This is a genomic window from Heliobacterium mobile (assembly GCF_009720735.1).
Classification (GTDB): domain Bacteria; phylum Bacillota; class Desulfitobacteriia; order Heliobacteriales; family Heliobacteriaceae; genus Heliobacterium; species Heliobacterium mobile.
Genome location: NZ_WNKU01000001.1, coordinates 230143 through 242701 on the forward strand (window position 1 = coordinate 230143; position 12559 = coordinate 242701).

Here is a 12559-nt window from a genome sequence, read left to right on the forward strand (position 1 = left end):
AACGTTCCATAGACTGTTCTTCTGGATTACATTTTTACAAATGCAGGCAGGTGGAATCACCGATGAAACTTCGCATCGCTGGCATCGTTACAGACAGCATCGTTGACGGACCGGGGATTCGGGTGGCTATTTTTGCGCAGGGTTGTTTTCACGCCTGTCCAGGCTGTCACAATCCTCATACCCATGATGCCAATGGGGGTACCGAGATGGATGTGGAGGAGATCATGGCAGAGATCGGCCGGGCCCGCTACATTCAAGGGGTAACCTTTACTGGCGGTGAGCCCTTTTTGCAAGCGAAAGGTTTTGCCGAACTGGCCCGTCGAGTCAAGGCTGCTGACTTACACCTGGTCGTCTATTCGGGGTATACCTTTGAAGGTCTCATCGAAATGGGACGAAAAGAGCCTGAGATTATACAAATTCTCTCCATGGCCGACTGGCTTGTCGACGGACCCTATAAGGCTGAACAGCGAGACTTGACCCTTCCTTTTCGCGGTTCAAGAAACCAGCGAATATTGTTGAGCGCTCAGTCGCTCGCCTCCGGTCAGGCCATCCCGGCGATCGAGTGATCGCCATGGATTTGCTTGCGTAAACCGTCAAAGTAAAAGGGGAGACCATTTTTTACTTCGATACGAGAAGCGACGATTGTGTTTTACTCATGATGAAGGGATGGCTGGGAAAAAGATGTGGAAGAAAAAAAGCGTCCGTTCCCTCGTTCTATATCAATTCGATTGGCCCTGCGGAGTGGTCCAGGCGATCTCCACACGTAAAGGCGGCCTGAGCGAGCCTCCCTTCGATGAACTAAACTTGGGTTGTCACGTCGGCGATGATCTGGAACGAGTCTACGAGAACCGCCGTCGTCTCTCAGCGGCGCTCAATCTCAAAAGTGATCGCTGGATCACTGTCAACCAGGTTCACGGAGATCGTATCCTTTGGGTGGGAACTGGCGAGGACATCGATCCTGCTCCGGGAAAAGGGCTGCCCATCATGGAAGCAGATGGGTTAGCGACAGAGCAACCGGGAGTCCCTTTGGTCGTTTTTGGCGCTGACTGTGGGCTCTTGCTCTTTTTTGACAGCAAGACCCGTCGTATCGGTGCCGTACATGCCGGTTGGCGGGGTACAGTCAATGGACTGCCGCAGCGCATGATCGAACAGTTTGTCGAGAGGGGAAGTCGAGCGGAAGACATACTCGTCGGCATCGGGCCTTGTATTGGTCCTTGTTGCTACCCCGTTGGAGAGGAAGTGGCAGAAGCTTTTAAAACGAAGTGGAGCTTCTCTGAGGAGGTTTTGGGACCTCCGAATGAAGAGGGAAAGCGCGCCTTAGACATTAAGGCGGCTCAACGGCTGCAGCTTCTGCAAGCGAACGTTCCCGATGTAAATATTCAAACGATGGATCTATGTACTTCCTGCCAGTCGGCAGAACTCTATTCGTATCGTCGGGACAGTGGAAAAACCGGGCGCCAAGGGGCTATCATAATGATGACAGAACGGGCCGATTGAGGAGGAACTATGGCAAAGATCCTTGTAGTGGAAGATGATCAGCATATATTGGAACTGGTGCGGTTCAATCTGGAAAAAGAAGGCCACGAAGTGGAGACGGCCATGGATGGTGAAGCGGCCTTAGAGCGTCTCCAAGAGGACCTTCCCGATGCGATCATTCTCGATCTGATGATGCCGCGACTAGACGGTTTGGAAGTCTGCCGCCGGGTCCGTTCGCGGGCCCGCTCGGCCCATCTCCCTATCTTGATGTTGACGGCCAAGGGAGAAGAGGTCGATAAGGTGATCGGACTGGAAATGGGCGCTGATGATTACATGACCAAGCCCTTCAGCCCCAGGGAACTGACGGCCCGGATCAAGGCGCTCCTGCGGCGAACCTTGCGCACGACTGAGACTAAACCGGGCGGTTCCATGCAAATCGGTGAACTGGCTGTCGATACAGAGAGGTACGAAGTCCGCGTCAACGGGCAGAAGCAGGAATTGACGCCGAAAGAGTTTGAACTGCTCCGTTGGCTGGCATCTCATCCCGGTAAGGTCTTTACGCGGGAGTTTCTGTTGGAACGAATTTGGGGCTATGACTTTTTTGGCGATAGCCGGACTGTCGATGTTCATATTCGCCACCTAAGGCAGAAGATTGAACGGGATCCAGGCAATCCGAGGTATATTGAGACAGTGCGAGGCGTAGGCTACAAGTTTCATGACCCGGAGGTCTAAATGGGAAGGGACCATTTCGCTGAGCGGTTGCTAAAGCTGGCCCGGGGGAGCTTGCAATGGAAACTGACCTTCACCTACATCGTTCTCGTCATGCTGCCCTTAAGTTGGCTCTATTTTTTTCATAATGAAAACAATATGGGTTTTACCGGCCTGATGGCCACGCTCTTTTTCTTTTTCTGTTTCTCCGCCGGTGTCGTCTACGTATGGGCCGGCCAACTAGCACACACGCTGAATGAATTGACTCGGGTAGTCAGCCGGATGGAATCAGGTCAAGCGTCACGCTATTATTGGCTTATCCAGCCTGATGAGTTGGGGACCCTCGCCCAGACGATCAATCAGACTGTCGAGTCCGTTCGGACAAGTATTCATGGGCTTCACCAGGAAAAGACCAAGTTTGAAACCATCCTCGAATCAATGGTGGAAGGGGTCATCGGATTCGACCAGATGGGGCGCATCCTGCTTGTAAACCGGGCTGCTGAGCGCATGCTCCGCATTCGTTCAGACCAGGCCATGGGGAAACTGATGGTAGAAGTTTTCCGGCACCGGGGACTCGATGAACTGCTGGAAATCTCCTTGCGATCGGGCGATCTGGTCAAGCAGGAGATCCATCTATGGGCGAACCGTGCGCAGACCTATCGAGTGCAAGTCGTTCCGGTCTGGGCAGAAAACCGACGGCTCCTGGGAGCGGCCATGGTCATCGACGATGTGACCGAAGTTCGCCGGTTAGAGCAGATGCGGACCGAATTTGTAGCCAATGTATCCCATGAGTTGCGCACCCCTTTGACATCGATTAAAGGGTTTGTGGAAACGCTTCTCGATGGCGCCCTAGAAAATCCGGTCATCTCCCGGCGGTTTCTGACCATCATCGATGAAGAAGCCCAGCGGCTGCAGCGTCTGATTGAAGACTTGCTGCACCTGTCTCGCATCGAGAGCTACGGTGATATCGTGCAAGGAGAGGCTCCGGTCGAAGCGGAAGCGATACAGGTGAAAAACCTCCTTGAGCCGATTGCGGCTGATAAGAACATCACCCTTCATGTGGCTATCGAGAAGGACTTGCCCTCTGTGCCGTTGTCCAAGGACAACCTGAAGCAGGTTCTCGTCAACCTGGTTGAAAATGCGATCAAGTATACTCCCAAAGGCGGACAAGTTTGGTTCAGCATCAGGCTGGTAGATGTTGATGTGCTGATCGAAGTCCGCGATACAGGTATCGGTATCCCCGAAGAGAGCCTGCCCCGTATCTTTGAGCGTTTCTACCGTGTCGACAAAGCCCGCTCCCGGGAGATGGGCGGTACAGGCCTAGGATTGGCTATCGTCAAGCATATTGTTGAGAAAAGCGGTGGCCAGGTAAGAGTCAACTCTAAAATCGGGGAAGGGACGACCTTTGTTGTCAGCTTACCGGTTGTGAAGGAAACGGAATTACCGGTGAAATAGATACAGACGATTGCATTTGAGGAAAAATCTAGGCTGTAATAGAAAAAAGCCTGAAACATGCTGTTTAGCAAGTTTCAGGCTTTTTTGGCGCTTATCGCCTCGGCGGGTATGGTGGGAATGGAGGACCGGGCGGAAAGGGCGGACGAGGAGGATAAGGGGGATAAGGCGGATAGTACGGCGGATAGGGTGGATAGAAAACCGGCGGTCTTGGTGGGTAGTACGGCGGAAAGGGCGGATAATAGGGCGGAAAATAAGGTGGATAGCCAGGACGCGGTGGATAGCCGGGCCGCGGAGGATAGGGCGGGCGAAAGGGAGGTGGATCTTGGTGGTGCACTATCTTCCCTCCTTGTTAAAGGAATCCATCGAGGGCTCTTGACGGTGCAATATATTCATAAAACTGATCTGCTGTTACAGGATGAAAAGAAAAAACCGCCCGAGTAGATGGTCTCGAGGCGGTGGGAATAGGAGATCCCTTCTAGAGTAACAGATAGATTTGAAGAATTTATGAATTTCGGAAATCGATATAGATTTTTTGCGGTGGATTGGGGTAATAATCGAACAGTGATTTTGGAAAAAAGGGACTTTATGTAGGTCCTTAACAGAATCTTAACGGCACCTTTAAACACCAGTAACCCCTATAACCTACTATTACATGGGAAGTTGTCTTATGTACGGTAGTTGATTTCTCCAACTGTCTTGCTTTCGTCGAGCCCTTATGAAGGAAGCTTTTTCGGGTCAGACATCACTGTGAAGAATTTCATTTGAAAGGGGTTATGGTAGTGACCTATCCAGATTCAACAACAGCCGTGACTGCTCGTAAGGATATGAGTCGCGGCGGCAAACTGCGTTCAGATACAGCACTAAAAGCCGGACAAGAGATTGTTGTCGCCCAATCCATTGCCTCACAGCCCATCGGCCACTATGCAGAGCCGGTGCAGATGATGGATCATCATGTAAAGACCCGTTATGTGGCCGAGTTTTTTGAGCGGGCATCGCTGTCACACTGTGCGGTGATTGTGCAGAATCAACGGCCCGTCGGTTTAATCATGAAGGAAAAGTTTTTTGCCCATCTAGGCAAGCGTTACGGTGTTTCAGTGTACTACGACCGCCCCGTCGAACTGGTCATGGATAAAGATTTTACCCAGGTCGATGCCGATGCGACGGTGGAGCAGGTTAGTAAGCTGGCCACTCACCGATCGGCCAATAATCTTTACGACAGTATGGTCATCACCGAAAAGGGAAAATGCGTCGGCGTTGTCACCATCAAAACGCTCCTCGACCTGACCACGGGAAATCAGGTCGAACTGGCTCGAGGGCAAGCAGACATTTTGATCAAGACGGCGGAAATGGTTGGCAATATCGCAGAACTGGCTCGATCGATCGAAGGCGCTGGAAGCCAGGCGCAGGAAAATTCTCAGTCTATGCTCGTTTCCACCGACGGCGGTCGCAGTGCTGTCGATGAGACGATGCAGGTTATCCATAGGATTGGCGAAGCTGTCGATAAACAGGTCGAAATCATGCAGATGCTGGAGGGTTACTCCCGGCGTATCGAACCGATTTCGAATGTCATTCGCAAGCTCGCTGAGCAGACGAACCTGCTGGCTTTAAACGCCTCCATCGAAGCAGCTCGGGCCGGAGAGCACGGCCGGGGTTTTGCGGTGGTGGCTGAAGAAGTGAAAAAGCTGGCCGATGAGACGAATGAATCGGCTCGAAATATATCCTCACTGATTCAACAGAATCTCAAAGGGATTAAAGCGGCCGTTGAAACAGCCCATAGCTCCAAAGCCCATACCGATGAAGGGATCCGGGTAGCAGATCGTGCCCGGATAGCTTTAGAGGAGATCTTCGGTGCCATCGAAAAGACGAGCGGCAATGTGGGGGAGATCTTTGACTTAGCCGGAGAGATCTCAGCGAGTTCTTCTCATTTGTTACGGGTGATTCAGTTTTTAGCCCAGCAGGCCATGGAAACAGCCGGACTGACGGAAGAGCATCAAAAAGCGGGCGCGAAAACCGCCTAAGGTCATTTTGAAAAAGAACGGGAGGACCTTATCGGTGGGACCGATGGACATACTTGAGGACTGGCTAAAAGGGCGAGGTCAACTCGATTCAAAGCTGGTGAATTATTATTCCCCTGCAGCATCGATGACAGAGGTGCTGAAACAACTCGAACAGATCCTTGATGACCACGAGAGTTTGGGCCTCGTCTATTTGGATATTGTCAATTTTACCGGCATTGAGCAGGCCTACGGCTTTTCCCTATGCAAACGCATCCTCACTGAACTGACGAAGACGATACTTGAAGTCAAGCCGCATCTAGGTGTGGGTCGAGGTATGCTCACCCATAATTACAGCGGCGATGATTTCGCCGTTTACTGTTCACTGCCTCAGGGCGAAATCGGACTAGTTCTCGACTTTCTTGAAGAATATGCTGAAGAATTGCGCAGGCAGATCTTGAAACAGGTGAACGAAAGCTTACGAGGCATCTTGCGGGATCCCCTCGATTTACATATCGGATGGGCCATAGTCAAACCTAACAGCCAACTGAGTCTGGAAAGCCTGGTCTATAACGCGATCAAAGAGGCCTTAGCTATGGCCAAAGGGCACAGCGACGCAAAGTGGACACGTCGGGTTTGGGAACTAAAAGATACTATGGCAAAGGGGAACTTTGAAGTCCATTATCAACCCTTAGTCAACCTGGAAAGTGGCAGTCTTATCGGGTACGAAGCGCTGGCGAGGGGTCCAGCCAACAGTTACTTTGCCTCTCCAGGCATTCTCTTTCCCTTCGCCGAAAAAGCGGGGCTTTTGTATCAATTAGAGCGGATCATACGAGAAAAAGCGCTGAAAGGATGCCATAACCTCGATCAGGATCGGCTTCTTTTCTTAAACATCAGCCCTTCTGTGGTCAAAGACCCTCTATTTGCGAAGGGATATACGCGAGGACTGATGGCCTTATACGGGCTATCTCCCTATAACGTCGTATTTGAAATCACGGAACGGACAGCTATTCAGGATTTTACCGGTTTTCGAAAGATACTCCAGCATTATCGCGATCAAGGGTTCCGAGTCGCTGTCGATGATGCCGGTGCCGGCTATTCGAGCCTGCAAGCGATCGCCGAACTGCAGCCGGACTTCATCAAAATCGATATGTCCCTCATCCGGGATATCGATGCCTCTCCGGTCAAGCAGGCCCTTCTAGAGACTTTTGTCACCTTTGGAGAAAAGATAGGGGCTAAGATCGTGGCTGAGGGGATCGAGACAGAGAAGGAACTGCGTCTGCTCGCTCAGATGGGGGTTCACATCGGCCAAGGCTATTACCTGGGCCGGCCGTCACTGGAGAAAAGAGAGCCGTCGCCAGAAGGGACACAGTTGCTGTCGACTATGAAATCCCGAGGAAGAGGGGAGACAATCCATTCGCTGACGGTTGGCCATCTCGTCGAAGAGTGTAGTTCATTGCCGAAAGAGGCGCTGACCAAAGAGGCGATGAAGTACTTTCAGCGACATTCCGACTGTAACAGCATTGTCATTCTCGATGGTATGCGACCGGTGGGCTTAGTCATGCGTGAGAAGATGTATTATCACCTGGGAAATCAGTACGGCGTCGCCCTTTATTCAGAACGCCCCATATCGCTGGTCATGGATCAAGACCCGCTGATCGTCGATGCATCGATGCGACTCGAAAAGGTGTCCCAGATGGCCACATCGCGACCGTTCCAGCGGCTCTACGATCACATCATCGTAACCGATGAAAACAGATGCCTCGGCGTAGTCACTGTGCGCAGCCTTTTGGATCAGATGACGAAAATTCAAATGGAGTACGCTTTGACCGCCAATCCATTGACTGGTTTGCCAGGTAATCCTCGTATTGAGCAGGACATTCTCCGACGACTCGAGCGGCAGCAGTTATTCAACGTGATTTATGTGGATCTCGATAACTTCAAAGCCTTTAATGATCGCTATGGCTTTGAGTGGGGCGACAAAGCGATCACATTGCTGGCTCGCATCATCACGAAAAACGTTCAGGAAATGAGCTGCAGTGACGATCTGGTCGCTCATATTGGCGGTGATGACCTGATCATCATCACGGCAGGCCCCTTTACCAGACTTTGTGAAAAGGTCATTCGCGATTTTGACGAAAGGATTGGCGACTTATATACGCAGGAAGATCGTAGACGAGGATATATTGAAGCAAAAGACCGTGGCGGCCATCACTGTGAATATCCAATCATGACTGTCTCTTTAGCCGTCGTTGAATGCTGGCCAGGGCGGTTTCAGCACCCCTTCGAGATCGGGGAAGCTGCAGCGGAAGTGAAAAAGAGGGCCAAAAATTATGCCGGAAGCGTCTATGTCATCGACGGCGAAAGGGTCAGGGACTTAACCGTTTCTTAATCTGACCGTAATCCAGGCCTAATATAAAACCGTTATTGTTGTATAGGAACAACGGACATGCGTAATGCGTGAACGTCAAATTTAGAGGAGGTATTTTCGGTAGTTATGAACCTGAAGAAATTCTCCAAACTGATCGCCCTGACCGCCATGGTCGGTCTGCTGGGCACTGTAGCCGTAGGCTGCGGCGGAAACTCCGCCAAAGAGACGAATGCGGACAAACCAGCTGCCAGCGCTCAAAAAGGCTCTATACAAGTGAAAGGCTCTGACACGATCGTCAACTTAAGCCAAAAGATGGCTGAAACGTACATGGAAAAGAATAAGGACGCCAATATCGCAGTCACTGGCGGTGGCTCGGGTACCGGTATCAAAGCTTTGATCAACGGTACCACGGACTTGGCTAACGCGTCCCGGGAAATGAAGGACGAAGAGAAGCAAGAACTTAAAGAAAAAACCGGTAAAGATACGAAAGAGATCGTCATCGCCCGGGATGGTATCGGTTTTATTGTCAATAAAAACAACCCTGTAAAAGAACTGACCATGGACCAACTGTCCGATATCTATACGGGTAAAGTGAGCAACTGGAAAGAACTCGGCGGCCCTGATGAAAAAATCGTAGTCTATGCCCGGGAAACTTCTTCCGGTACACACGTTTTCATCAAAGAACATGTGATGAAGAACAAAGATTATCGGACCGATGCATTGCTGCAATCATCCAACGCGGCCATTGTTAAAGAAGTCGAAGCCAATAAAGGGGCTATCGGTTATGTAGGCCTCGGTTACTTGAAAGACACCACGAAGACACTCGGTGTGAAAAAAGATGGCCAAAGCGCAGCCGTTATGCCTTCCGAAGCTTCCGTGAAGGATAAATCTTATCCGGTCTCTCGTCCGCTCTTCGTATATGCCGCCGGTGAACCGGAAGGCCTAGCCAAATCCTTCGTTGACTTTATGCTGAGCGATGAAGGGCAACAAATCGTCAAGTCGATGGACTTCGTCAGCGCGAAATAACTATCTAATCATGGAATAAGTGTAGAACCCAGTTAGGAAGGTGGGCAGAGTCGACCAATATCCTCTGCCCATTTTTCCTGCCAAAAACTGTTTTCATCATTGAGGGGGCTGAATTTTGATGAGTCCCAACGGAGAACCCATGGCCGTTAAAGATGTCGTCAACGTAGATACACCTTCTTTGGCAAAGAACGCCTCAAAGCGCCGTCGAGCATGGAACGCATTTGAAAAAGTATCGGAAGGAATTTTGTTTGCTAGTGCATTCATCGGCGTCGTCACGATTATCCTGATTTTCCTCTTTCTTTTTAAAGAGGCGCTGCCAGTCTTATTTGATGCGAAAACGGCAGCTTCTTTGACAGCGAGCAAATGGTATCCCATCTCTCAACCGCCTGTCTTTGGGCTGATTCCGCTGATCGCAGGTTCTCTGATCGTGACTGTCGGGGCTATCGTGATCAGCGTCCCTTTAGGTGTAGGTGCAGCCATTTACTTATCCATGGTAGCCAGCCCCATGGTCAGGGAAATCCTTAAACCGACCATTGAAGTGCTGGCCGGTATTCCTTCCGTCGTCCTCGGATTCTTCGGAATGGCCTTCTTAGCGCCTGTGGTAAAAAGCCTCTTTAACCTACCTACCGGATTGACAGCCCTCACCGGAGCCATCACCTTGGCCCTGATGGCCCTGCCGACGATCACCTCCATTTCCGAAGATGCCATCTCGTCTGTTCCCGGTAAGTATATGGAAGCTGCCTTAAGTCTCGGCGCTACCCGCTGGCAAGCTATCATCACGGTGATCGTACCAGCTGCCTTTTCCGGGATCACTGCATCGGTCATGCTCGGAATCGGCCGCGCTATCGGTGAGACGATGACTGTATTGATGGTCACAGGAAACGCAGGCATCATTCCCGATTCCTTCTTGGTGCCTGTCCGTACGATGACGGCGACCATCGCTGCCGAGATGGGCGAAGTAGCCCGGGGCAGTGACCATTATCATGCCTTGTTCGTCGTCGGTGCCGTTTTGTTTATCATGACTTTTATCATCAATCTAATCGCCGATATGGTCAGCCGGCGCATGAAGGAGGTTGAATAAGTTGTCTCCAAAGACGCAAGAAAAAATCGCCTTTCATGTGCTCCGTGCGATGACTGCCTTAATCGTCCTCTGCTTGGCTGTCGTCTTATGGGATCTTTTTTCGAAAGGTTTTCCGGCACTCACTTGGGAGTTCATCACAGAAAACCCCAAGAAGGGCATGACGGCCGGCGGAATTTTTCCGGCGATTGTCGGTACTTTTTATCTCATCGTAGGAACGGTTCTCTTCGCTCTCCCTGTAGGCGTGATGACAGCTGTATACTTGGTTGAGTATGCTCGCGAATCTTGGGTCACCCGGGTCATCCGACTAGCCGTCGTTAACTTAGCCGGTGTTCCCTCTGTCGTCTTCGGTCTCTTCGGACTCGGATTCTTTGTACTCTTTTTGAACTTCGGCGCATCTATCTTAGCCGGTTCATTAACACTGGCCCTGATGGTCTTGCCGGTCATCATCACGACATCCGAAGAAGCGCTTCGCGCGGTGCCTAATGGCTTCCGGGAAGCCAGTTTAGCCCTCGGTGCGACGAAACTACAAACGATCTTGTTTATCGTGCTTCCGAATGCGCTCCCGGGGATCATGACTGGTTCCATCTTAGGCTTGGCCCGTGCAGCTGGTGAAACGGCGCCTATTTTGCTTACGGCTGCTGCTTTTTTCTTGCCTCGCCTGCCAAACAGCATCTTTGACCAAGTGATGGCTTTGCCGTACCACCTCTATGTGATCGCGACACAAGTTCCAAACGCCGACGAGAAGATACCTTATGGAACAGCGACAGTGCTGATGCTGCTGGTGTTGGGACTCAATTTGGCGGCTGTGCTCTTACGGTCCTATTTCCGCCGCTTACGGAAGGTGTAGAAAATAAATGATTAGAACGAAAATTTCTGCAGAAAATCTCAATTTATTTTATGGAGACTTTCATGCGTTAAAAGATATCAACATCTCCATGGGAGAGCGTCAGGTGACGGCCCTCATCGGTCCTTCCGGCTGTGGAAAGTCCACTTTCCTCCGTTGTCTCAACCGGATGAATGATATCATTCCCACTTGCCGTGTCCAAGGAAAGCTGATGTTCGAAGACAGTGAGATCTATCATCCCGACACCGATGTGGTAGCCCTGCGCAAACGCGTAGGGATGGTCTTCCAAGCGCCTAACCCTTTTCCGAAATCGGTTTATGAAAACGTCGCCTATGCCCCCAAACTGCACGGATTGAAAGACAAAGCCCGTCTCGACGAGATCGTGGAAACATCTTTGCGCCAGGCCGCTCTCTGGGACGAAGTCAAAGACCGCCTCCACAAACCGGCGTTAGGTCTGTCCGGCGGGCAGCAACAGCGTCTTTGTATCGCCCGCGCTTTGGCGATTCAACCGGAAGTTTTGCTCATGGATGAACCGACTTCTGCCTTAGACCCCATCTCAACCTTGAAGATCGAAGAGTTGATCCGCGAATTAAAGCAGTACTACACGATCGTCATTGTGACTCACAACATGCAGCAGGCGGCCCGGATCTCAGACAAGACAGCCTTTTTCCTCGTAGGCGATCTGGTCGAGTTTGACGATACGGAAGTTATCTTCACAAATCCGAAGGATCAGCGTACCGAAGATTACATTACGGGCCGCTTCGGTTAAGCGGTTAGAGAGGGGCGGAGCCATAAGATGCATTGTATAGAGATGGATCATCTATTAAAAAATTTGCAGCACGACCTGCTTCGCATGGGGGCGATGGTCGAGGAAGCGATTTACAACGGTGTACAATCGCTCGTCAAAAGAGACGCTGAGTTGGCGTCAACGGTACTCGACGGTGACGAAAAGATCAATCAACTGCAATTAGAGATTGAAGATCGTTGCATCAAGCTGATTGCGACCCAACAGCCCATGGCGAAAGATCTCCGGAAGATCTCCGCCACTTGGCGTATCTCGGTGGACTTGGAACGGATGGCCGATAATGTGGGTGATATCTGTAAAGCGGTGATCCGCCTCAATGGTCAAGCTTATTTGAAACCCTTCGAGCATATCCCCCAGATGGCGGATCTATGTCAAAAGATGGTCAAAGACGGCCTTGATGCCTATATCAATGAAGATGTAGCGCTGGCTGTGCAGATGAGCGAAATGGATCATCAAGTAGATACACTCTACCGGGAGATTTTCAAAGACCTAATGGAGATGATGTCGGCCAACTCCAACGTGGTAAACCAGGGGAATCAACTGATTTTCATCGCGCGGTTCCTGGAGCGTTTCGGCGACCATGCGACCAACATCGCCGAGTCTGTCGTTTACTTGGTCACAGGTCAGCGCAAAGATCTGAATAAATAAGTCCCGAAGGATCGGCGCAAGCTTTTGGTGAGCCATTTCTCACCGAAAGCTTGTTTTTCTTTGTCTGGAGACTTTGTTGCTCAGAAAAATCCGGTATAATATAAACTGGTATTTACTGAGCATCAAGGAAATCACGCCAAAAAGGAGGGGA

General features: G+C 50.9%; 12 protein-coding genes. All 12 read left to right on the top strand.

Annotated features, from left to right (window positions below):
• The first annotated feature begins 62 nt into the window (after positions 1–62).
• A complete protein-coding gene (gene nrdG / locus GJ688_RS01125) occupies positions 63–566 on the top strand; it encodes an anaerobic ribonucleoside-triphosphate reductase activating protein (RefSeq protein WP_155474687.1) in 504 nt (167 codons plus the stop codon).
• 76 nt (positions 567–642) lie between these two features.
• Positions 643–1497: a peptidoglycan editing factor PgeF gene (gene pgeF / locus GJ688_RS01130; RefSeq protein WP_155474688.1), complete on the top strand. Its 855-nt coding sequence runs from the start codon at positions 643–645 to the stop codon at positions 1495–1497.
• 9 nt (positions 1498–1506) lie between these two features.
• The gene (locus GJ688_RS01135; protein WP_155474689.1) at positions 1507–2208 is read left to right on the top strand and encodes a response regulator transcription factor; all 702 of its coding nucleotides are present in this window, start codon (positions 1507–1509) and stop codon (positions 2206–2208) included.
• On the top strand, positions 2209–3639 hold the full coding sequence (gene pnpS, locus GJ688_RS01140; RefSeq protein ID WP_155474690.1) for a two-component system histidine kinase PnpS: 1431 nt from the start codon (positions 2209–2211) through the stop codon (positions 3637–3639).
• A gap of 57 nt (positions 3640–3696) precedes the next feature.
• Positions 3697–4080, top strand: a complete 384-nt coding sequence (locus GJ688_RS01145; RefSeq protein ID WP_155474691.1) for a hypothetical protein — start codon at positions 3697–3699, stop codon at positions 4078–4080.
• A 338-nt stretch (positions 4081–4418) separates the two neighbouring features.
• Positions 4419–5657 (top strand): methyl-accepting chemotaxis protein, encoded by a 1239-nt coding sequence (locus GJ688_RS01150; protein ID WP_170291540.1) that lies wholly within the window; start codon positions 4419–4421, stop codon positions 5655–5657.
• A 43-nt stretch (positions 5658–5700) separates the two neighbouring features.
• Positions 5701–8025: a GGDEF domain-containing protein gene (locus GJ688_RS01155; RefSeq protein WP_235910699.1), complete on the top strand. Its 2325-nt coding sequence runs from the start codon at positions 5701–5703 to the stop codon at positions 8023–8025.
• Positions 8026–8130: 105 nt separating this feature from the next.
• Complete coding sequence (locus GJ688_RS01160; RefSeq protein ID WP_155474694.1) at positions 8131–9030, top strand: phosphate ABC transporter substrate-binding protein; 900 nt, start codon at positions 8131–8133, stop codon at positions 9028–9030.
• Between the two features lie 118 nt (positions 9031–9148).
• Positions 9149–10111, top strand: coding sequence for a phosphate ABC transporter permease subunit PstC (gene pstC, locus GJ688_RS01165; protein ID WP_155474695.1), 963 nt, complete (start codon positions 9149–9151; stop codon positions 10109–10111).
• A gap of 1 nt (position 10112) precedes the next feature.
• Entirely contained in the window at positions 10113–10958 is an 846-nt protein-coding gene (gene pstA / locus GJ688_RS01170; RefSeq protein WP_155474696.1) for a phosphate ABC transporter permease PstA, read from the top strand.
• A gap of 7 nt (positions 10959–10965) precedes the next feature.
• Entirely contained in the window at positions 10966–11724 is a 759-nt protein-coding gene (gene pstB, locus GJ688_RS01175; RefSeq protein ID WP_155474697.1) for a phosphate ABC transporter ATP-binding protein PstB, read from the top strand.
• Between the two features lie 27 nt (positions 11725–11751).
• Positions 11752–12408, top strand: a complete 657-nt coding sequence (gene phoU, locus GJ688_RS01180) for a phosphate signaling complex protein PhoU (RefSeq protein ID WP_155474698.1) — start codon at positions 11752–11754, stop codon at positions 12406–12408.
• The last annotated feature ends 151 nt before the right edge of the window (positions 12409–12559 follow it).

Excerpts from the sequence above, each read along its gene's own strand:
- nrdG (WP_155474687.1), top strand. The coding sequence starts at position 63 with ATGAAACTTCGCATCGCTGGCATCGTTACAGACAGCATCGTTGACGGA.
- GJ688_RS01135 (WP_155474689.1), top strand. The coding sequence starts at position 1,507 with ATGGCAAAGATCCTTGTAGTGGAAGATGATCAGCATATATTGGAACTG.
- pnpS (WP_155474690.1), top strand. The coding sequence starts at position 2,209 with ATGGGAAGGGACCATTTCGCTGAGCGGTTGCTAAAGCTGGCCCGGGGG.
- GJ688_RS01145 (WP_155474691.1), top strand. The coding sequence starts at position 3,697 with ATGCTGTTTAGCAAGTTTCAGGCTTTTTTGGCGCTTATCGCCTCGGCG.
- GJ688_RS01155 (WP_235910699.1), top strand. The coding sequence starts at position 5,701 with ATGGACATACTTGAGGACTGGCTAAAAGGGCGAGGTCAACTCGATTCA.
- GJ688_RS01160 (WP_155474694.1), top strand. The coding sequence starts at position 8,131 with ATGAACCTGAAGAAATTCTCCAAACTGATCGCCCTGACCGCCATGGTC.
- pstC (WP_155474695.1), top strand. The coding sequence starts at position 9,149 with ATGAGTCCCAACGGAGAACCCATGGCCGTTAAAGATGTCGTCAACGTA.
- pstB (WP_155474697.1), top strand. The coding sequence starts at position 10,966 with ATGATTAGAACGAAAATTTCTGCAGAAAATCTCAATTTATTTTATGGA.
- phoU (WP_155474698.1), top strand. The coding sequence starts at position 11,752 with ATGCATTGTATAGAGATGGATCATCTATTAAAAAATTTGCAGCACGAC.